The 21,443-nt window shown below is 39.4% G+C and carries 16 protein-coding genes; 6 read left to right on the top strand and 10 right to left on the bottom strand.

Annotated features, from left to right (window positions below; translation table 11 throughout):
* Positions 1 to 39 precede the first annotated feature (39 nt).
* A complete protein-coding gene (locus KFZ56_RS02635; RefSeq protein WP_255584779.1) occupies positions 40 to 660 on the top strand; it encodes a PdaC/RsiV family protein in 621 nt (206 codons plus the stop codon).
* A gap of 126 nt (positions 661 to 786) precedes the next feature.
* Here the strand turns inward: KFZ56_RS02635 and mntR are convergent, their stop codons facing one another.
* The 6 genes from mntR to KFZ56_RS19825 form a co-directional block, all read right to left on the bottom strand.
* Positions 787 to 1,227, bottom strand: a complete 441-nt coding sequence (mntR, locus tag KFZ56_RS02630) for a transcriptional regulator MntR (protein ID WP_222640066.1) — start codon at positions 1,225 to 1,227, stop codon at positions 787 to 789.
* Positions 1,228 to 1,391: 164 nt separating this feature from the next.
* Complete coding sequence (locus KFZ56_RS02625) at positions 1,392 to 2,264, bottom strand: metal ABC transporter permease (protein ID WP_222640065.1); 873 nt, start codon at positions 2,262 to 2,264, stop codon at positions 1,392 to 1,394.
* Positions 2,265 to 3,176 (bottom strand): metal ABC transporter permease, encoded by a 912-nt coding sequence (locus tag KFZ56_RS02620; RefSeq protein WP_222640063.1) that lies wholly within the window; start codon positions 3,174 to 3,176, stop codon positions 2,265 to 2,267.
* 1 nt (position 3,177) lies between these two features.
* Entirely contained in the window at positions 3,178 to 3,915 is a 738-nt protein-coding gene (locus KFZ56_RS02615) for a metal ABC transporter ATP-binding protein (protein WP_222640061.1), read from the bottom strand.
* Between the two features lies 1 nt (position 3,916).
* Positions 3,917 to 4,906: a metal ABC transporter solute-binding protein, Zn/Mn family gene (locus tag KFZ56_RS02610; protein WP_222640058.1), complete on the bottom strand. Its 990-nt coding sequence runs from the start codon at positions 4,904 to 4,906 to the stop codon at positions 3,917 to 3,919.
* Positions 4,907 to 5,431: 525 nt separating this feature from the next.
* Entirely contained in the window at positions 5,432 to 6,682 is a 1,251-nt protein-coding gene (locus KFZ56_RS19825) for an N-acetylglucosaminidase (protein ID WP_222640056.1), read from the bottom strand.
* A 253-nt stretch (positions 6,683 to 6,935) separates the two neighbouring features.
* Here KFZ56_RS19825 and KFZ56_RS02600 point away from each other — a divergent pair, with 253 nt between their 5' ends.
* On the top strand, positions 6,936 to 7,931 hold the full coding sequence (locus KFZ56_RS02600; protein ID WP_222640054.1) for an N-acetylmuramoyl-L-alanine amidase family protein: 996 nt from the start codon (positions 6,936 to 6,938) through the stop codon (positions 7,929 to 7,931).
* A gap of 141 nt (positions 7,932 to 8,072) precedes the next feature.
* On the opposite strand, the gene KFZ56_RS02595 is transcribed toward KFZ56_RS02600, so the two are convergent.
* Both KFZ56_RS02595 and KFZ56_RS02590 read right to left on the bottom strand, forming a co-directional pair.
* Complete coding sequence (locus KFZ56_RS02595) at positions 8,073 to 8,657, bottom strand: YdhK family protein (protein WP_222640052.1); 585 nt, start codon at positions 8,655 to 8,657, stop codon at positions 8,073 to 8,075.
* A gap of 72 nt (positions 8,658 to 8,729) precedes the next feature.
* Positions 8,730 to 10,829, bottom strand: a complete 2,100-nt coding sequence (locus KFZ56_RS02590) for a heavy metal translocating P-type ATPase (protein ID WP_222640050.1) — start codon at positions 10,827 to 10,829, stop codon at positions 8,730 to 8,732.
* A 231-nt stretch (positions 10,830 to 11,060) separates the two neighbouring features.
* Here KFZ56_RS02590 and KFZ56_RS02585 point away from each other — a divergent pair, with 231 nt between their 5' ends.
* The 3 genes from KFZ56_RS02585 to KFZ56_RS02575 all read left to right on the top strand — a co-directional run bounded on the left by KFZ56_RS02585 (position 11,061) and on the right by KFZ56_RS02575 (position 16,620).
* Positions 11,061 to 12,956, top strand: coding sequence for a BglG family transcription antiterminator (locus KFZ56_RS02585; protein WP_222640048.1), 1,896 nt, complete (start codon positions 11,061 to 11,063; stop codon positions 12,954 to 12,956).
* 268 nt (positions 12,957 to 13,224) lie between these two features.
* A complete protein-coding gene (locus KFZ56_RS02580) occupies positions 13,225 to 14,640 on the top strand; it encodes a glycoside hydrolase family 1 protein (protein WP_222640046.1) in 1,416 nt (471 codons plus the stop codon).
* A 90-nt stretch (positions 14,641 to 14,730) separates the two neighbouring features.
* Entirely contained in the window at positions 14,731 to 16,620 is a 1,890-nt protein-coding gene (locus KFZ56_RS02575; RefSeq protein WP_222640045.1) for a beta-glucoside-specific PTS transporter subunit IIABC, read from the top strand.
* 417 nt (positions 16,621 to 17,037) lie between these two features.
* Here KFZ56_RS02575 and KFZ56_RS02570 read toward each other — a convergent pair whose 3' ends face one another.
* Entirely contained in the window at positions 17,038 to 18,939 is a 1,902-nt protein-coding gene (locus tag KFZ56_RS02570; protein WP_222640043.1) for an endonuclease MutS2, read from the bottom strand.
* A 952-nt stretch (positions 18,940 to 19,891) separates the two neighbouring features.
* On the opposite strand from KFZ56_RS02570, the gene KFZ56_RS02565 reads away from it, so the two are divergent.
* Positions 19,892 to 21,055, top strand: a complete 1,164-nt coding sequence (locus KFZ56_RS02565) for an IS256 family transposase (protein WP_222640042.1) — start codon at positions 19,892 to 19,894, stop codon at positions 21,053 to 21,055.
* An 89-nt stretch (positions 21,056 to 21,144) separates the two neighbouring features.
* Here KFZ56_RS02565 and KFZ56_RS02560 read toward each other — a convergent pair whose 3' ends face one another.
* On the bottom strand, positions 21,145 to 21,420 hold the full coding sequence (locus tag KFZ56_RS02560; protein ID WP_222640041.1) for a hypothetical protein: 276 nt from the start codon (positions 21,418 to 21,420) through the stop codon (positions 21,145 to 21,147).
* Positions 21,421 to 21,443: the final 23 nt, after the last annotated feature.

Raw genomic sequence — 21,443 nt, 5'->3', positions numbered from 1 at the left:
CATAGGTTATAATATACACTTATGTAAAGGATGGATGAAATGGTCACACCTGCATTACCTGTCGCAATACAAACGATGGTTATCAAACAGCAAGGTACAACGATTTACTACCCGGCTGTTGTCGGCTTGCAAGATCAGCATGTACAGCAAAATATTAATCAAACGATTATTCAACTTATGCAATTTCTGGTCCATCAGCAATACGAACAGCAAAGAGCCAGTGCATTCACAGAAATGATCGGTACATTTGAGATTAAAACAAATGAGCGGAATATCCTTAGCCTGACACTAAGCAATTACGCAATTGCATACCAATATGCACATGGGCTTACACTTATGAAGTCATTGACCTTTGACACACAATCAGGGAAAAATTACACACTTCAAGAATTGTTCAGACCTGGTAGCAATTACATCGACACTCTCTCCCAACTAGTACAGAAGCAAATCCATGCAAGAGACATTCAGCTACTGAGTGAGTTCCCCGGTATTTCTCCTGATCAGGACTTTTACATCTCAGATAAAGTGCTTGTCCTGTATTTTCAGGCCTATGAAATCACCCCGGGTTATGTTGGTCTGCCAATGTTTCCAATCTCTGTTTATAAACTGCAGCAAATCATAGATGAAAATGGACCACTCGGAAGAATGGCCGATTCATAAAACGAGAAACTTGATGATTTGAACAAAAACGCAGGAGCGGCGTAACTGAGGCTTGATAAACGTGACTTATCGCCAGTAGTAAAGTGAATCTTGTGCTTGGAAAGTGAAAAGGAAACATGTCCTTACTTAACCTGCACTATCTTTATTACCAACTTTAGTTTCCGTCTTGTATTTCATATACGATTCCTTAATATGGGGATTTTCAACAAAAAAGTCCAGGAAATCGGATATGCAATCTGTTGTATGTTTGCTGATATTGTGCTTTATTCCTTCCACTTCTGCACCGACATGTTTTTCTTGGACTCCGATCGTACGTAAAAATCCTTCTACCATTTCATGTTTTTCAACTAAGGCTTTGCCTAACTTTTTACCATTGGGAGTAAGGGCAAAACCCCGATGTTTCTCATAAATTCCTAACCCTTCCTCATCAAGTTTCTGTAGCATTCTTGTTACGGAAGATTGGGTAACATCAAGTATTATTGCAATATCCGCTGCTCTTGCGTATCCTTTTTCCTCCATTAATATATATATATTTTCTAAGTAATACGCCCGCTTGGGGGTGAGCATGTTGGGTTCCTCCTCTTCGTTTCAAATGAATAGAAGATCTGCATTTTATAGTTGGGTGATTGGAGGAGGGGAACGAACAATCACCCTCTTCCATAACCTAGATAGGTGCAAGCACCACTTCAACGATTTAAATTTTGTCAATTTCTCCCCAAAATATAGTCAAATTAAGCTTCTTTCACCGGCCGAACATATTTTGAAATAAATCCATGTTTCGGAGAAAAGATAAAACTAACAAAAAATACCACTCCCGTCGCAAATGCCATTGACCCTGAAATAGATGTATCAATCCATGTAGCTATATAATATCCGCTAATAGCAGATACTACCCCAAATGCACTGCTTAAGACGAGCATGATGGAAAGTTTATCTGTCCAGAGATAAGCAGAAGCAGCAGGTGTAATTAACATGGCAACAACCATAATGGCACCAACACTATCAAAAGCGGCAACCGTCGTAATCGAAACAAGTCCCATATATAAATAGTGCATCAATAACACAGGAATTCCCAAACTTGCCGCGAGCGCTGGATCAAACGATGTAATTTTCCATTCTTTATAAAAAGCGATAATAAAAAACAGAACGACAACGAAAGCAATAGCTAATAACATAGTAGCTTGCGGAATATCACCAATAAGAGGGAAGTAAATCGTATTCCATGGTATAAAGGTAATCTCACCCATTAACGCATGCTGTACATCAAGATGAGCATTTCCCACAGAAGTCGCTATTAGAATAACACCGATGGCAAACAAAGTCGTAAACACAATACCCATGGATGCATGTTGCTGAATATCCAATGAATGAAGCCACTGTACTAGAAAGGCTGTGAGTAACCCTGCCAATATGGCGCCGATAAGCATATGTGGTCCACTTAATTCACGTGTAATAAGAAAAGCAATGACGATACCTAAAAGAACCGTGTGACTTATCGAGTCAGCCATCATCGCCATTCTTCTCAGTATTAAAAATACACCAATTAAACCACAGGACACCCCTACTAACGAAGCAGTCAATATAATCCATCCTGCATACGTCACTTACTCCACCTCCTTCGTTCCAACCTGATGAATATTTACCTGTTTCTGATGTATTTTAAATTGCAAATAGTTGATCAGTAGACCTTTTTCCTTCCCAAAAACAAGGGATATTGCAAACATGGCGGCAGCCACAATAACAATAAATGGACCGGTAGGAAGTCCGCTACCTAATGTACTTATAATCGTTCCAGCAGCACCTGCCACACCACCAAATAGACCGGATAATAAAAGCATCATTTTAAAAGACTGGGTCCAATAGCGGGCACTAACGGAGGGAATAATGAGTAAAGCCGAAATTAATATAACTCCAACAGCCTGGACCCCGATCACAATCGTTACGACAAGTACGGCTGTATACAATACATTCATCCAGAAGAGTGATAACCCTTGCCCTTTTGCAAATGAAGGGTCAAAGAGATAAATTTTCCATTCTTTAAAACCGATCCCTACGATTAAAATGACTAGTAATGCCAAGCTTAGCATGGTAATGATATCCGATTTTACCATAGCCGCTGCCTGCCCGATGATATAACTGTCCAATCCACTTTGACCTCCACCGCCAATACGGTTAGCAATCGTGAGAAGCATAATACCCAAACCATAAAAAACAGATAGAATCATCCCCATTGCTGTATCGTCGGTTATTCGAGTAGTAGCAATAACTCCTTGTATGATAAATGCACCGATTAAAGCACTAATTGCCGCTCCTATGGTCAACACAAGCGGATTTTTCTCCCCAAGTAGAAGAAAGGCAATAACAATACCAGGTAACGCTGCGTGTCCTAGAGCATCACTTAACAGACTTTGCTTCCTCCAATACGCCATACAGCCTATGATCCCCGCAGCAATACCGAGAACACCTGAGCTGGCTAATACCCATTGTGTGTTACTGTTCATGAGAATGGACCACATGTTAACTACCCTCTCCCATCCAGCGCATATTTCCTCCATAGGCATTTGAAATATTCTCTTTTGTAAAGGCGTGTTCTGTTTTTCCATGGTTGATTACCGTTCGATTTAACAATAGAACATAATCAAAATATTCATCTACCGTTTGCAAGTCATGATGAACGACCATTACTGTTTTGCCCATCGATTTTAATTCTTGAAGAATGGTCATGATGGCGCGTTCTGTTGCTGCATCCACACCTGCCAATGGTTCATCCATGAAGTATAAATCTGCTTGTTGCACCAAAGCACGTGCCAAAAATACACGCTGCTGTTGCCCACCGGAAAGCTGGCTGATTTGCCTGTGGGCATAGTCTGCCATGCCCATTTTAGATAACGCTTCATATGCCTTTTCTTTATGCAAACGGGATGGCCACTTAAGCCATCCTATTTGCCCGTAAATCCCCATTGTTACAACATCTAATGCATCTGTTGGAAAATCCCAATCAACAGAACCCCGCTGTGGCACATAACCAATTCTCTTTTTCGCTTTCTTTAATGGTAAATTGAAAAATGTCACAGAACCCGTTAAGGAGGGATGAAGATCCAGCATTGTCTTTAATAAGGTCGACTTACCCGCACCATTCGGACCAACAATCCCTGTTAACGTTCCGCCCCCTACTTCAAAATTCACATCGTGCAGTACCGTATTTTTCTGGTAAGAGGCAGCCAGGTTCTCTACATTAATTACTGTTTGCGCCATGTTACTCCGTTCCTCCGTTCAATGCTTCATAAATCGTATTTACATTATGACGGTACATTCCTGTATATGTACCTTCTTCAGATCCCGGTTCGCCCATCGCATCAGAAAAAAGTTCACCGCCTAATTCTACGTCCACGCCTTCGCTTTCAGCTCCTTCAATGACAGCATTAATCGAATCTTGGTTCACACTCGATTCTACAAAAATGGCAGGAACCTCATATTCAATTAATGTCTCAATGGTATTATTAATATCGGAAACACCAATCTCATCTTCCGTGCTTATCCCTTGAAGTCCTACTACTTCCATATCATGCATATCCGCGAAATACCCGAAAGCATCATGTGCTGTTACTAATACTCTTTGATCTTCTGGAATATCCTGTAACTTTTGGGCATCTTCTTTGACTTCATCTATTTCAGCAAAGTACTCTTGCTTATTTTCCTCAAAGTAATCTGCATCTTCAGGAGAATATTCCTTTAGTTCTTCAACCGCAGCGTCCAGAGCATCTTGCCAAAGGGCCAGGTCAAACCAAACATGTGGGTCGACTTCCCCTTCCTCGTCTTCAAATAATGCGTCTTCCGGGAGCGTTTCCGCTATGCCAAGAACTGGTTTTGACTGCGATATTTCTTCAAACATATCAACCATGTTCGCTTCCAAATTTAACCCGCTATAAAAAACAACATCCGCTCCATCCATCGTTGAAATATCCCCCTGCGTTGCGTTATATACGTGTGGATCTACGCCAGGTCCCATTAAACTTTCAACCTCCACACGATCTCCACCAATAACCGATAGAGGCTCCCCGATCTGCGCAATAGTTGTTACAACGTTAATTTTTTCACCATTCCCATCTCCTTCACTCTGCTCTTCTGCTTCAGCATCATCCTGCGCTTCTGCTTCCTCACCGCTTTGTTCCTGGCTGCAACCAATTGCCAACGTTAGAATCAAAACAAATAATACTCCCAATATCCACAATTTTTTCTTTAACATCTCTTTTCCTCCACTTCAGTAATTTTGATGCGAAAACGTTCTTTTAAGAAGTCATTTCAAACATGACATACAATTCATATATATAATGAATGCGAAAGCGAATGAGAATTCATTACATTTCTCCTATATCTCCTCCTCTCTTTCCCTTCACAACAAAAATTGGGTTAGGGCAAAAAAATACCTAAAAAAAATAAAGATCCTAAGCCTAAAGACAACTCATCTTAAGGAGGTTGAGCGTTCCCACTACAGGGCTAAATAGTCGGATCAGAAAACCAAATTTTACTTAATTTTCAAAAAATATAAATCCGATTTTCCTTTGTCAACAAGAACTTCCCATTTTTAAAAAAATTTACCTTGGGCAAACTTTAGGCGTTTGGTTATAATATATGCCATAGGGAAATAAATGTCAACTGTTTTTTTCATAAATCATAAAATATATTAATTGGAGGCTCATAGAAAGAAGCTAGCAAGCATCCTGAATGTATGCTTGCTAGCTTCTTTTCATTTCAAACAAGGAATAACGCCTTATTCTCCGGCAACACTTACAATTTCGGAAAGCATGCCTTGGGGCCCATCGTGGTAGATATAGGCTGTTTCTCTATTAAGAAAATTAGACTGGTCCGAAAAGATTTCATACCATGTACCATCATCGTTGCTTACCTGACCTGAAACGATCATAGCGGCTCCACTACTAGGAAGATTATAGGAGATGTCGTTACTATCGGAAGCGGAGGGTTGAGCCCTCACGTTCAATGGCGCATTTACCGTTGATACCGCAAGTTTATACGCGTCGGAATGATACTTGCCAAAATCTTTTTCACCAAGTGCCTTATCAATTCGGTACATGTATCCGGCAATCTGTTGGCCCCACAAGGGATCGGTAGCATATTTCGCGTTCATACCTGCTGTTTTATTTCCGAGCATGGCTCCATGATAATGAGTTCCTTGCGGGTCTTGATACTGATGAGCCACATATTGGGCAACATGGTTAATGCCATCCTGGTAGGAATCGAATTTCTTTGCACCATTATAAGGGTCACTATCAAACGCACCAAAGCCGAACAAATTATATTTCGTTTGTGCGATGCTACTGCTCCCCCATGCACTCTCATGAATAGCATGTGCCAACAAATAAAGTGCATTAACACCATATTGATTTTGTGCTGCGATAAATTCATCTCCAAGTGTAGCAAGAGGGCCAGAGCCATCCATTTCATTTCGATACGCTTCCGGGATATGATTTTCAATATACTGATTCAACTGTTCTGCCGTATACGATGTTTCTGTATTTAGCGGTAAAATTTCAAAGTATTGATATGCTGTTCCTTCTTCTTCTCCCTCCGAACTAAAAAACGTACTGCCATTTGGACTGTAATATTTTTCACCTTCTGACATGAAATCAGGCACCGGTCCATAAATAAATGAACCTCCTTCATCGTCGGTGACGTTATGCCACAACATATCATCCTCAACGTAATAATAAGAGGATCCTTCTGCTATTTCTGGATCCCAGAGTGCAGCTTGAGACGTCTTTTGTTCCTTTTCAGAAGGTGGTTGTAATTCCTCCGCCGTTTCGTTGTCCTGTTTTCCTTCTTGTATGTTGTCCTCTATCTCCGGTGATGTTTCCTTTGGCATGTAATCTTGTGTTGCCACATTGTTTAACCCTTTCATTAAAAATGACGGATCCGTTTTGATAAATAATAGTGACAACACCAATTCTGCAATTACAATCGTTATAATTACAGCAGACAAATTAAATGAAGACCTCCGATTCACGTTTATCTCCTTTCAATGTTTATTATTTATGAACGTTTCTTCTATTCTTATTCTATGAACGTCAATTGTAATAATTACTGATTAAGATATATTTTGAGTGATGATACAAATAGCCATGTTTAAACGTTATTTCATTAGTATTCGTTCTTCTCTCTGAAACTCTCAAACTTATCGACTGTTCATCAGGTGTATACAGATAGCATTTATTGGCAAACCTATCAATATAGCAAACTACGAATTGGAGGCACGCTCTATGAAAAAAACCATTATTATAGGTATTAGTTTTCTCGTTTTTCTATGTAGTTTTCTACCAACGGCTCAAGCCGAAAGTGGACAATTATACAACGTCGATTCAAAAACACTAAACTTAAGGAATGCACCAGACCCAGATGCAATCATCCTGGCTGAACTGAAAAACGGTGCAAACGTTACTATTTTTCAAGAATCACATGGGTGGGGAAAGACATTTTATAATGGTGAAGAAGGATGGGTCGCTTTACACTTACTTGATGAAGGAAATAACTCTACAAACGGTACAATATCAGATCCAAATGAAACATCGGAGGTGCAATTAAACACAGAAAAAGAAGCGTCTGAAACAGAACCCGATCAAAACGATAATGATGCAGCATCCGAACAGGAAGAATCAGCTGCCGAAACGAAGGAGAGAGAAGAAAATCAAGCTAGTCAAGAAAAGCAGCATAGTGACAATACACTGTCTGATTATCATTTTGTGATTGACCCAGGGCACGGCGGAAAAGATTCCGGTGCTATTCGATCAGAGGTACAGGAAAAGACATTAGCACTATCTACGGGGATAAGGGTCGAAGAACAGTTACATGATAAAGGAGCCTCCGTTACATTGACACGTACCGATGATACGTTTATTTCGTTGGGAGAGCGGGTGCAAATGAGTAATTCTACCAATGCTGATGCGTTTATCAGTCTGCATTATAATACATTCGAAGACCAATCGATACGTGGAATTCATACCTTTTATGACGTTGGGGGTATGAGCCAGAGGCTTGCTGATACCATTCAGCAATCACTGATCCATTACACAGGCCTCCATGATCGTGGGGCGAGGCAAGCGGATTATGAAGTATTAACAGCTAACACCCAACCGGCTTTATTAATTGAACTTGGTTTCATTAGCAACCCCGAAGAACGGGAGCTGGTTCAAACGGATAACTATCAAGAAAAAGCCGCCAAGGGCATTGTCACTGGATTGGAAGACTATTTTAATTAGACTCGAATGTCACATCATAAACCAACTAATGAAGGAGGGAAAACCTTGTTTCAGGCTTCCCTCCTTATCAAACCGCATGTGCTCTATGAAGGCATACAGCTTACCAGTATGTTCTATTACATAAATAGTTAATCAGGATGTTTATTCCACTGGGGAAAGTTCGCTTTCTGTTACCCATTTGTGATTAGTAACTTCATTACCAGTTTCTGTATCTGTGTAACTCACCATATATACTATTGTTTGCTCAGCTGAATTAATAGTAGCTGTTGCCCCATCCATTCCTTCCATATGGTCCGCATTTAATACAACTTCATCTCCAGCTTCAAAGGGCTTTTCTCCGGCATTTTTAATTTCTTCATGAATAACCCATTTGTGATCTTCCACTGACGCGCCTCCTGTTGTTGGGGTATATGAAACTGTATAAACTGTGGTTTCATATGCACCTGTAATCGTTGCTACAGCACCATCCATACCCCCCATATGGTTTGCGTTTATTGTTGCTTCACTATCCACGGGATAGGAAGGATTTTCAGCCCGCTCCAAATCTTCCGGCACCTCACCTGAACTTGAATGATCCATGCCGGCATGATCCATCCCTTCCATAGAATCAGACGCTTCTTCATTCTTATTTCCATTTGATTCCGTTCCTTCTTCATTTCCGCTGCAAGCTGCTAAAACCATTGCTGGAATTAAAACAATTAACCCTAGTACTATCTTCTTTTTCATAACGTCCATCCTCTACTCTAGTATGTTAGAACTACCAATGTACCAACTTTCTCCATGCTTAAACATATGAACTTATGCTTTTAATAACTTCGCATTTATCGCAACAATTATGGTGCTCAAACTCATCAATACGGCCCCTACTGCCGGGCTCAATATAATGCCAATCGGAGCTAACACGCCTGCTGCTAGTGGTATGGCAAAAATGTTGTAGCCTGTCGCCCACCATAGATTCTGTACCATTTTCCGGTACGTTTTTTTCGATAAATCCATCAATGCCACAACATCATTCGGGTTGCTTTTCACAAGCACGACATCTGCTGTTTCCATTGCTACGTCTGTGCCTGCACCGATGGCAATACCTAAGTCAGCTGTCGCCAAGGCCGGTGCATCGTTTACACCATCACCCGTCATCGCAACGCTCCAACCTTTTTCTTTGATCTTCTTGACCTGATTTGCTTTGTCATCTGGTAAAACTTCTGCATAAACCTCATCGATATCCAGTTGTTTTGCTACCCAGTTTGCCACCTTTTTATTGTCTCCTGTTAGCATGATGGAATGTATTCCATTTTCCTTCAATGATGCGATTGCTTCTTTTGCTGTTTCACGAACGATGTCTGCTAATGCAATCATCCCGATCAATTCGTCTTCAAGCAGAACAAATACAACGGTTTTCCCTTCTTCCGACATCCCATTAAACAACTGCTGATCGTAGCTAAAATTATTCGTAGTTACATAACCCGGGCTGACGACATTTACTTTTCTTCCGTCCACATTCCCTTGAATTCCCTTTCCTGTTATCGACTCGAAGTCAGCTAAATTCCCTAACGCAATATCTTGTTCCTTCGCTTCCTTCTCAATTCCAGTTGCTATCGGATGTTCCGAATTTTGCTCGATCGTAGCTGCATAGGTTAAAACGTCACCTTCGCTATACCCCTCACTCGACACGATATCTGTTACACCAAATTCACCTTTTGTCAGTGTACCTGTTTTATCAAACACAACAGCATTCAAATTCCGTGCCCCTTCAAAATTAGCACGGTTCCGGATTAGCAATCCTTTTTGGGCAGAAATAGATGTGGAAACTGCTACAACAAGAGGTGCTGCTAACCCGAGCGCATGCGGACAAGTAATAACCATTACAGTAACCATTCGCTCGATTGCAACATCAAACGTATATCCCAGCAGCATCCAAATAAATAAGGTTACCAAACCAGCAGCTAGTGCTAAGTAAAATAGCCATTTTGCTGCCCTATTCGTCAAATCCTGGGTTTTAGATTTAGATTCCTGTGCTTCCTTTACCATTGTAATAACCTGTGATAAATAGGAATCTTCTCCTGTTTTCTCAACCTGTATGGTAAGTGATCCTTCTTTATTAATGGATCCACCGATGACTTCATCACCATTCGCTTTTTCAACCGGCACCGATTCTCCAGTCAGCATAGACTCATCAACAGCTGAACTCCCATCCGTGATTGCCCCATCTACAGGGATCTTCTCACCCGGTTTTACAAGTACCCGGTCATTGTGTTTCAACTTAGATAAAAGCACATCCTGTATTTGATCATTTTCATCTAATCGATGTGCTTCATTTGGCATGAGTTTCACCAATTGTTCGAGCGCATTAGAAGCACCCATCACCGATCGCATTTCAATCCAATGACCGAGCAACATAATATCAACCAATGTGGCCAATTCCCAGAATAACTGATCACCTTGCCAGCCAAATACAACCATCGTGCTGTATCCATAAGCTATAGCGATAGCTAGCCCAATGAGTGTCATCATTCCAGGATTCTTCTCTTTCAATTCACCGATTGCCCCTGTTAAAAATGGCCAGCCGCCATAGAAAAATACAACGGTTGATAACGCAAATAAAATATACATATCACCGGCAAAACGCCAATCGACCCCCATGAAACCTTGAATCATAGGTGATAGAGCGAGAATCGGAATGGTAATAAGGAGAGATAGAAAGAATCGTTTCTTAAAGTCTCCGACCATATCCCCGTGATCATGATGATGACCATGACCACCATGATCATGTCCTCCATGACTATCATGGCTATGTTTCTCATCATGTTGATCATGACTGATTGCATGTTCATGGGAATGGTCCTGGTTGTGGAAATGGTGTTCACTGTGCTCGTGTTTTTCATCTTCATGTTTTACCATTGCTATCACGCACTCCTAACTTATTGTAATGCATCATATATCTGTTTGTATTATACCCCTACAGGGTAATTTTAAACGTGTTTTTAACAACAGCCAACGATAAACATTCGGGTTGATTTGTGTTGTTGATACACAATATAAACAGGAGTACAATAAAAGCCTGATATGAACCTTTGAAAAAGAATAACGTTTTTGTATGATTTTAAAAAGTGGAGAAAGTAGTGTTCAAAGATGTTCAGTAAACGTCAAAAAATTATCTTATCGTATATTCTTTATACCAACATGCCGATTAAACTTGACTTACTTGCTGATATGATGCAAGTTTCTATTCGTACCGTTCGAGCAGAGTTAGAAAATATAAATAGTATCCTTTCTAAAAGGAATGCTCAAGTACAAATATCCAAAAAAGGACAATGTTCTATAAAAGAGGAAAAAAAGGAAACGATAAAAAAGCTATTCGTAAACCCAATATTTGTGGATAAAAATAATAATGAAAATCATGTTATTTGGGATCGGATTTATATGATTATGGGCTTGCTTTCCTTTGAATCGGATTATGTGAGTATGGAGGAACTTGCTGAAAAACTTTATGTTTCCAAATCAACGATTAATTTAGATATCACAGAAATTAAAAAGATTATTAGCAGAATAGCTGGTATCCGTTTTATCGTTTCTAGTACAAAAGGCTTGAAATTTGAAGGAAGTGAAGAGGACTTTCGTTACTTCTTAGCTAAGATGATTGTCCAAGGGTTAAATGTAGAAATGACGTTACGCTATTTATTTCCTGAAGAACACTTCGGCATATCCGAAACCTATTCCAACATGAATAACATTTTAAAGGAAATTATGGTGAAACATCAATTTATCATTTCCGGGAAAGCGTTTGGATTAGTAAGCGCCACCTTGTTTATTACTGCGGTTCGAAATCAGTTAGGATATGGTATAACACGCCACCGACCAGGTGAATCACTATTACCAATCATGAAAGAATTAGAGAAGCGGTTAAAAGCAGAAGTCGATATAGCTTTTACGAAAGCTGATATGATCTATATTCAACAATTCATCATGGAGCAAAACCACCTATCCCCCTATACAAATGAAGAATGGAATTTAGTAGATCGGCAAATTGTATCGTTATTCACATATGTTATAAAGGATTTTTTCCAGATTGATTTAATGAAGTATCCAAATTTTGAGACCGATTTTACGTTTTATATAAATCAATTAAACCAACGGATGAAGAATGGACATGATTATACGAACTTTTATAAACGCCAAATTAATCGAATGTTTCCAATGACATCTAGTATTGTCGCCTTTTGCCAACCTTATTTAAGGAATATGGGAATCTCTTATTCGGACGCAGAACTTGCTTATATTACACTCTTTCTAGGCGATTTTGTGGAAACAGAAGAGCCAGCTTTACAATTATTATTAATTTCAGATGAACACACTGCACTCGTAAAATGGATTGTATCTGAGATCGACCGCTTGATGGGGACATCTGTACAAATCGTAAACACGATCCCGAGATACGTATTTGAAGAAAATAATGCATTATTTTTAAAAGCTATTGATGTAGTTTTAACGACAGAACAAATTAATATAAACCATAACCAAGATGTTATTTTCATTCAGTCTTTGTTTGGCAAGGCAGAGCAAGATTTCTTACAATCACTTCTACATGATTACTTAACACAGGCTAAACGAAGGAAATTAAGAGAGATGGAAAACATCGCGATTGGCCAAGATCACTTCATTCAGATTCCTGAAAAGTTGATAGAACTCGATGATTGCGTCCGTTATCTTCTCGAACAGGTTGGTTCTCAAGAAGCATTGGATGACGATGTGATGGATAATCATTTTATACCGAATGATACGAAAATAGCGCATGTTTCTTTTATGATGAATCATCCAGGGAAGTCAAAAATCATTATTGGTAAATTGCCAAAGCGTATGACGTATCGAAATAAATCGATCCATATGATCATTATCTCGCTCTTCTATAAAAATGATGATGCTTTTGCTCGTTCCTATTACCACTGTATTCGATTTTTAATGGATCCAGCTCAACGTAGCCTTTTAGGAAAAGCCAAAAACTACCCTGATTTCAAAAAAATATTTTGATCCATAGAAGCCATTTAGTTTTTTTCTCGCTCACTAGTTAAAAAAACTAAATGGTTTTTTTATGCCCTCCCTAGTATCTTAGACTTATAAACTGAATGAAAAGCAAGCGTTAAGCTAATAATATATCCTTTCATGCTTTGGAAGCGGATAGATAATCGATGTTATTGATGCAATAGGGCATGTTAAAAATAGCAAGTTGTAATGGACTATTTATTTCCTTAACGCTTCTTCATCGCAATACTTATTCATAATTGGGAGGAACTTTATAATGGAATATAAATCCTATACGTCATTTGATCCAAATTTCCTATGGGGAGCGGGTACTGCGTCCTTCCAGGTTGAGGGAGCAGCGAAAGAAGATGGAAAGGGACTTTCTGTCATCGATATGATTAAAAAAAATCCTACTATTACAGACTTCTCCATCGCCTCCGATCATTATCATCGTGTAGAAGAGGACGTTGCACTCATGGCAGAATTGGGTTTGAAGGTCTACCGTTTCTCCATTGCATGGACACGCATTTTCCCAAATGGGAATGGCGAGGTTAATGAAAAGGGAGTAGCATTTTACAATCGATTAATTGATGAATTGATAAAACATAATATTGAACCATTAGTAACCATATATCACTTTGATTACCCACAAAGTCTCGTCGAGCAATATGGGGGATGGGTATCAAGGAAAAGTATCGAGGATTACCGGGCTTATGCAGAATTCTTATTTAAAACGTATGGAGACCGCGTCAAATACTGGTTGACGATTAATGAACAAGATCATGTCGTACGAATTCCATCACGCTTGGGATTAACGGGAGATAATCATTATGAACAGCTAAGACTCGGCTATCAAGCTAATCACCATATGTGTGTCGCAACCGCACTTGCGATTAAAACATTCCATGATTTAGGCATGGAAGGAAAGATTGGCCCTGCGATTTCCTATTCCATCATTCATCCGGCAAGCTCTCATCCGGACGATATTCTTGCAAGTAAAGATGCTATGCTCATTAAAAATAATTATTTAATGGATTTACACTGTTATGGGGAATATAGCCCCCGCTTCCAACGTTATCTAGAGGATCGGAATTTCACCCCAACAATAGAAGATGGAGATTTAGCGTTAATGAAACAATATCCGCCTACCATGCTGGGAGTAAATTACTACTTTTCTGAGGCAGTACGTGCTTTCCCCGCTACGGAGGAATTTCCAATTGGTTACCAAAAGAAAGCACTTCTTCCTGAAGCGGAAGCTGGTGTATTTGAAGTCGTTAAAAATGAGAATCTTGCCGCTACAGACTGGGGATGGGAAATTGATCCTGTTGGACTGCGATTAACATTAAACGAGCTTCATGATCGCTATAATCTACCTATCTTCATTACGGAAAACGGCATTGGCGCTTACGATAAATTGGAAGAAGAGGACATCATCCAAGACGATTATCGAATTTCTTATTTAAAGGAACATATGAAACAAGTAAAGGCGGCAATCAATGATGGTGTAACCGTATTAGGTTATTGCGCATGGTCATTTATAGACATTGTCAGTGGTCGAAATGGTATGGAAAAGCGTTACGGATTTGTTTACGTGAATCGAGAGGATTTCGACCTGAAAGACATGCGTAGAATAAAAAAAGAAAGCTTTCATTGGTATCAAAAACTTATTGCTTCTAATGGAGAAGATTTATAAACACGTGATATGCATAGTTGTTTAAAAACATATCATGCTACGAATCCATGTTAGTTATTTCTCGTTTCAACGACCAAAGGAGCGTTTTGTATGAATCAAAAACAGTTAGCTAAGGACATTCTTTCCCTCGTTGGGGGCAAAGAAAACGTGGGAAGTGTTACCCATTGCTACACAAGATTACGTTTCAATTTAAAAAATAATGATTTAGCAGAAAAAGAAACGATTGAATCACTTGATGGCGTCATACAAGTTCAAATTCAAAGTGGACAATTCCAAGTAGTGATCGGTAATGAAGTTGGAAAGGTGTACAAGGAAATAGAGAAACAAGGAAATTTTAGTAGCGAGGAAAGTGACAACGCTGCACAAGAAGAAGAAAAAGCGGGAAATATTATCGGACGTTTCTTTGAAATGATCGCCTCCATTTTTACACCAATTATTCCAGCGATTGCTGGTGCCGGATTAGTAAAGGGAATCTTGGGCTTAGTGACTACATTGGAATGGGCTCCTGAAGATAGTGATATTGTATCTGTTTTAAATATTGTGGCAGACGCCGTATTCTACTTTTTGCCTTTCTTTCTTGCTGTATCAGCTGCAAAGAAATTCAAAACGAACGAATTTATTGCCCTGGCACTCGCCGGTGGGTTCATGTATCCAACATTGATTGAAGGAGCACAAGCTATTGCGGAGGGTGGAGCAGAAGGGCTATCGTTATTTGGGTTGCCCGTACCGTTTATCGATTATAGCTCCACCGTTATTCCCATCATTATTGCCGTATGGCTATTAAGTTACGTAAATAGATGGGTAGATGCAATCATGCCAAGTGCAGTTCGAATTATTTTTACACCTACTATTGTTTTACTCATTATGATTCCTTTCCAACTGGTAGCAATTGGCCCGTTGGGGTCATATCTTGGTGTAGGATTGGCGGATGGAATTACGTGGCTCTTTGAACATGTTGGCGTTCTTGCAGGAGGACTGCTTGGAGCTACACGCCCGCTATTAGTTATTGTCGGTATGCATTATGGATTAATGCCCATCGCTATACAAAATGTTACAGTTCTTGGATTTGATTATTTGGTTCCCGTATTTCTTATGGCGAATATGGGACAAGCTGCAGCAGCTCTTGCCGTATTTATAAAGACGCAAAATAGAGATTTGAAAACAATAGCTGCATCTTCTACTATTTCCGCCTTCCTTGGAATTACGGAACCGGCTATGTATGGTGTGAACTTACGGTTGAAAAAACCATTTATTGCAGCATTAATTGGTTCTGGAATTGGGGGAGCATTTATAACGGGATTCGGCGTAACTGCATCTGCGTTCGTGTTACCAGGGTTAACCAGTCTGCCTGTCTTTAGTGGTCCAAGATTTATCTATCTCATTATCGGATTGGTAATCACCATAGCAGTTACAATGATACTCACCTTTGTACTAGGTTTTAAAGATATAGAAAAGAAAAAGCAAAAAACGGAACCAGACGTGGTGCCTTCCGATAAGGATGAACAGCAATCTACTGTCAACGAGACAATAGTGAAAAGTCCGGTAGAGGGAAAAATGATCCCACTTCAAGAGGTAAGCGATCCAACCTTTGCAGAAGGCCTCTTAGGACAAGGAGTAGCAATTGAACCAGCGAATGGAAAGGTTATTGCTCCTTTTGATGGATCGGTTGTTTCACTATTTGAAACAAAGCATGCGATTGGTCTACGTTCAGAAGAAGGGCTGGAGTTATTAATTCATGTTGGTTTAGATACTGTAAATCTGGAAGGAAAATATTTCGAAGCACAAGTTGAACAGGGACAAGAAATCAAACAAGGAGACCTGCTTATTGCATGTGATATCGAAAAGATTAAACAGGCCGGGTATCCAACAGTTACCCCTGTCATCGTAACAAATAGCTCCGATTATCAGGATGTACGTGCGAATGATGGGACCGACCAATTGAAACAAGGTGAATGGCTTTTGAAAACGGTGAAGGCGTAACGGAAGCTTATCGTTACGTAGATTATAGAGGAAAATCAAATTATAGCTGGTCGATGGGCTAGATTATAACATAGTACCTCCCCGACAGTTAGCGTAGAAAACCTAACTGTCGGGATATTTTATGTAATAACCCTTCTCTATATAAGCAACAGAAATACCACACAAAATTAACTATAATGGCATAAATAGAGGTATAACGGGAATAGTACAGTATACCTTTGTTCTTTCCAAACAACAAAAGGCAACCTTATTGACAGGTAAACCGTTTTCGAATAAAGGTGGAAAGAAAAATTTGCGTGTCGCATTCACTGGAGAGTGCAAAAAACCGCCATGTGAAAACTAAAAAGGTTAGTCATCTCCCTGAATAAGGATATGACTAACCTTTTCTTTAATCAAAACCAGCAACGATTACATAACTTATTTTTTATTCTTTTTAATTTCTTTCTCTATTTTCCGCAGCGCTTGTTTAGAACCCCGCTCCAGGTCATGCTGCATTTTCCGAGAATGATAATCCTCAAATAACGTATCCAGATCGTAACCTGCCGGGTATAAATCCTTTGCCTTTATCTCCAGGGAAACGCGCTTTACATTCACCGTAATCAGTTCATTTTGATAAAAAACAACGACATTACGATAGGAATCCGGCCCTTTATAGATGATCCCAAAATCATCATGTTCTAATAGCTTTACACGGTCTCCCTTTCCATACTCAGTGAATACTTCTGATTTTGGTTTAACAACCTGAGGCTTGCGTATTTTATTTTTATCAATCCGCGTTAAATCATATGTTTGGTTATTCATATAATGCTTTGCTTTTTGAAGAACCTGTTCTCTCATCTTCATTTTCCTGGAAATCCAAAGTGCATTACTTTCTCCTGATTCTCCTAAAATCAATTGATACAGCGGCTCCAGCGTTTCATTATTAAATTGCATCGCAGCATTCATAAAATCTGGATGCATTTCAGAAAAACGTTTGATCTCCCCGTAATGAGTTGTAGCTACGGTAATACAGCCCATATGATAAAATTCTTCTAAAATAGAAATAGCAAGAGCCGCCCCCTCATTGGGTTCTGTTCCACTTCCAATCTCATCCAAGAGCACCAACGCATGATTGCTCGCCTGCTGCATAATACCTGCAATATTTTGCATATGCGACGAAAACGTGCTTAGCGCATTTTCGATACTTTGATCATCACCAATATCCACAAAAATATGTTGAAATACGCTGATTTCTGTTTCTTTATCGGCTGTTATATGAAATCCGGACATCACCGCTAAAGTTAGGAGTCCAATTGTTTTTAACACAACTGTTTTCCCTCCAGCATTTGGTCCAGTGATAATCAAGCTCCTGAAATCTTCTCCTATCTCAAAATTCAAAGGTACTGTTTCACCTGATAACAGCGGATGCTTACCATCAACCAGCTTCATAAATCCATAATCATTTAATTTCGGCTCTACGCCATCCGTCTGTTTACTAAATTTTGCTTTAGCAAACACCATATCATATTGACCAATCAATTCCATATTCACGTTCAAGTCACGAATATTTTCTAAAATCATTCCGGATAAGGTAGCTAAAATCTGATATTCTTCCATCTGTTCCTCTGCTTTTAATGCAGCTAGCTCATTATTTAATTTACTGACTGCTGCTGGTTCAATAAAAACAGTCGATCCCTTGGATGAAGTATCAACAACGATTCCTTCCACATGGTGTTTATAGGAAGATTTTATGGGAATCGTGTAACGCCCATCTTTCTTGCTGATAAAGGCTTCTTGAATATATTTTTTATTTGCACTGCTATTGATGAATCGGTGTAGACGCTCTTCCATCTTTGACTCAACGTTTTGCATGTTATTCCGAATACGCCTTAATTCTTTACTGGCTGCTGCATCAACTCGATTCCCTTTTATCGAAAAGGCGATCTCCTCTTCGATATGGTGAAAGACTGTCATCGAATTGGCGTAGGAAGCTAAAACAGGTGCTATAAATGCTTTATCAAACATATACTTCTTGATTTTCCGACATCCCCGAAGAAAGTCCGATACATTTATCAAATCATTAGGCTGTAAAGTCATTCCTTTTTCTAGATTTTGCATGATATGTTCAATGTTTGAAACCCCTAGGAACGGTACACGGCTATTTGTATTCAGTACGGCCACCGCCTCTGTTGTTTCATTCAATCGATTTTTAACAATATTGATATGAGAACTGGGTTGTAATTTATCCATTAACTGCTTTCCCAGCCCACTGATACAATAAGATCTGATGATTTGTTTTAATTCGTTATACTGTAATTTATCAAAGGTTAGCTCATTCATTTTTTGTTCTCCTTTACGATATTCGTCTTCGAAGTATGTGAATGAAGAACCTGCCCATTAGATTTCAACGCTTATCTTTTTATTCATTAAAAAAGCTGCAGGGATACCGCAGCTTTTTGACCATAATCAGGCATCTGTCAGAACAGCAAATAGCTGTCATGACAGACCCTATTATGGGTAGGTGCTTATATGTTCAGCAGGTATCTTCATAGGGAGAAATAAATACATAACAAAATAAGGGTCTCATCGCCCTACTTGTTAACCTATTTATTTCGCATTCATTTATCCTATTTAGAACCTACTACATTACTCACAAAATGCACCCCTTATTTATTTAAATAGCGTTGAAAACTAATCTAAACAATAGTATACAACAGAGTAAGCTGTGATGTAAATAGGGCTGCTCCTTGTAATGCCGGTCGGATTAAGTTCTACCGCATTTACTAGCACATACCAGGACGGTCACTCATAAAGGCGATGAGCGACCGAAAGAAACACCTTGAAGCCAGAACCGTCACTCATAAGAGCGATGAGTGACCAAAAGAAGCACTTTGAAGCCAGAACCGTCACTCATAAGGGCGATGAATGACCGAAAGCAGCACCTTGAAGCCAGGACGGTCACTCATAAGAGCGATGAGTGATCAAAAGAAGCACTTTAAAGCCAGGACGGTCACTCATAAGGGCGATGAGCGACCGAAAGAAGCACTTTGAAGCCAGGACGGTCACTCATAAGGGCGATGAGTGACCGAAAGCAGCACTTCCAAGTCCAGAATAGTCACTCATAAGAGAAGTGAGTCTTCGTGTCCGTCGGCACATCAAATAGATGGGCCCCAATCGATTAAGCCCTTATAATTGTGTAAATTGGTAAAGCTCAGTAAATAAAAAGTGAGCCATATTAATTCCTTTGATACAATGTTTTTAACCACAAAAACAATCGAAGGAGGAATTAATAATGACTCAAATTAATTTTACCGTAAATTTCAATGAATTAAAAGAAAAGTTATTAGAATCTAATCTGGATGATATTCTGAAATCAACGATGGTTTTGGTACTCCATGAGTATATGAAACAAGAACAGACAGACTACTTAAACGTTCCATCTTATGAACGTTCTGCAGGGCGTCGGGACTACAGAAATGGATATTACGAAAGAGAGTTGCTTATGAGTATAGGCAAGGTTCCCTTACAAGTTCCACGCACGCGGAGTGGAGAGTTTCATACAACAGCCTTTGAAAAATACGAACGTAGCGACCAAAGCTTTTTATTGGCTTTGGTTGAAATGGTTGTGAATGGTGTATCTACAAGGAAAGTTACAAACGTGGTCGAACAATTATGTGGAGAAAAGGTTTCAAAATCTTTCGTCTCCTCATTAACGGAAAAGCTAGATCCAGTCGTTGAAGAATGGAGTAATCGCTCCCTAAGCGAGATATATTACCCATATGTTTTTGTAGACGCTATGTATATCAAAGTTAGAGAACATAATAGAATCGTCTCCAAAGCTGTTTATATCGCAACAGGCATAGGGGAAGACGCGAAAAGGCATGTGCTTGGCTTTACCGTGGATCATGAAGAAAACTATGAAGCTTGGAAAGACTTTCTTACCTTGTTAACGAAACGTGGTTTGAAAGCTCCAAAAATGGTTATTTCAGATGCTCATGAAGGTCTAAGAAAGGCTATTCAAAGGGTCTTTGTCGGCACATCTTGGCAACGTTGTACGGTTCATTTTAAACGAAATGTGATCGATAAATTACCTAAAAAGGGTATGCAGGAAGTGAAAAATGATTTCAAACGAATTTATGATGCCACCAGTCAGGAAGAAGCACGTAAGCACAAGAATGAGTTCATAGAAAAGTATGAGGACAACCCGAAAATAGAAAAGGCTATTAAAACCCTGGAGGAAGGCTTTGAAGATACAATTCAGTACTTAGTCGAGCCTCCAATACGCCAAAAATTTATACGGTCCACAAACTCTCTAGAGCGCTTAAATGGAGAAATCCGCAGAAGAGAACGAGTCATCCGTATTTTTCCCAATAACCAATCTGCGGTTAGACTAATTGGTTCCATTTTGATGGACTCTGATGAATCCGGGCAAAAGAAGAAGGCGCTTTATAAATAGGGGCCCCATCCGGAAAACGAGCGCAACAATTTTATTTGTTTGGAAAGGGTACCCTTTCCAAACAAATAAAATTCAAATATATAATCTGGTTAAAAACCATCATAAAGGAATATTGAATTTACACATAAATATGGACTTGACTTCGTTGGGATATTTTGAGCAATGAACATATAAGCTTTCATGCTTAATGACATGTCAGAAACAAAATCTGATTGTAAAAACATATATACGAAGTATCCCAACGATGCTAATGGAAACAGCAGGCCCATGAATCGATTCTTTCTCATTGATAAATAAAACTGAATGCCTAAAATCAAGACACCGCCAACAAAAATAAGGAGTAGCTCAACCATTCCTAAATGCATATGCAATAACCTCTTTCAATAAT

Source organism: Virgibacillus sp. NKC19-3 (genome assembly GCF_019837165.1).
Classification (GTDB): Bacteria; Bacillota; Bacilli; order Bacillales; family Amphibacillaceae; genus Virgibacillus_L; species Virgibacillus_L saliphilus.
The sequence above is the reverse complement of the archived record's forward strand: the minus strand, read 5'-3'. Positions and strand labels throughout refer to the sequence as shown.

What these genes read in the sequence shown, in the direction of transcription:
- KFZ56_RS02635 (WP_255584779.1), top strand. Translation starts at nt 40, where the DNA reads ATGGTCACACCTGCATTACCTGTCGCAATACAAACGATGGTTATCAAA.
- mntR (WP_222640066.1), bottom strand. Translation starts at nt 1,227, where the DNA reads ATGCTCACCCCCAAGCGGGCGTATTACTTAGAAAATATATATATATTA.
- KFZ56_RS02620 (WP_222640063.1), bottom strand. Translation starts at nt 3,176, where the DNA reads ATGTGGTCCATTCTCATGAACAGTAACACACAATGGGTATTAGCCAGC.
- KFZ56_RS02615 (WP_222640061.1), bottom strand. Translation starts at nt 3,915, where the DNA reads ATGGCGCAAACAGTAATTAATGTAGAGAACCTGGCTGCCTCTTACCAG.
- KFZ56_RS02610 (WP_222640058.1), bottom strand. Translation starts at nt 4,906, where the DNA reads ATGTTAAAGAAAAAATTGTGGATATTGGGAGTATTATTTGTTTTGATT.
- KFZ56_RS02600 (WP_222640054.1), top strand. Translation starts at nt 6,936, where the DNA reads ATGAAAAAAACCATTATTATAGGTATTAGTTTTCTCGTTTTTCTATGT.
- KFZ56_RS02595 (WP_222640052.1), bottom strand. Translation starts at nt 8,657, where the DNA reads ATGAAAAAGAAGATAGTACTAGGGTTAATTGTTTTAATTCCAGCAATG.
- KFZ56_RS02590 (WP_222640050.1), bottom strand. Translation starts at nt 10,829, where the DNA reads ATGGTAAAACATGAAGATGAAAAACACGAGCACAGTGAACACCATTTC.
- KFZ56_RS02585 (WP_222640048.1), top strand. Translation starts at nt 11,061, where the DNA reads ATGTTCAGTAAACGTCAAAAAATTATCTTATCGTATATTCTTTATACC.
- KFZ56_RS02580 (WP_222640046.1), top strand. Translation starts at nt 13,225, where the DNA reads ATGGAATATAAATCCTATACGTCATTTGATCCAAATTTCCTATGGGGA.
- KFZ56_RS02575 (WP_222640045.1), top strand. Translation starts at nt 14,731, where the DNA reads ATGAATCAAAAACAGTTAGCTAAGGACATTCTTTCCCTCGTTGGGGGC.
- KFZ56_RS02570 (WP_222640043.1), bottom strand. Translation starts at nt 18,939, where the DNA reads ATGAATGAGCTAACCTTTGATAAATTACAGTATAACGAATTAAAACAA.
- KFZ56_RS02565 (WP_222640042.1), top strand. Translation starts at nt 19,892, where the DNA reads ATGACTCAAATTAATTTTACCGTAAATTTCAATGAATTAAAAGAAAAG.
- KFZ56_RS02560 (WP_222640041.1), bottom strand. Translation starts at nt 21,420, where the DNA reads ATGCATTTAGGAATGGTTGAGCTACTCCTTATTTTTGTTGGCGGTGTC.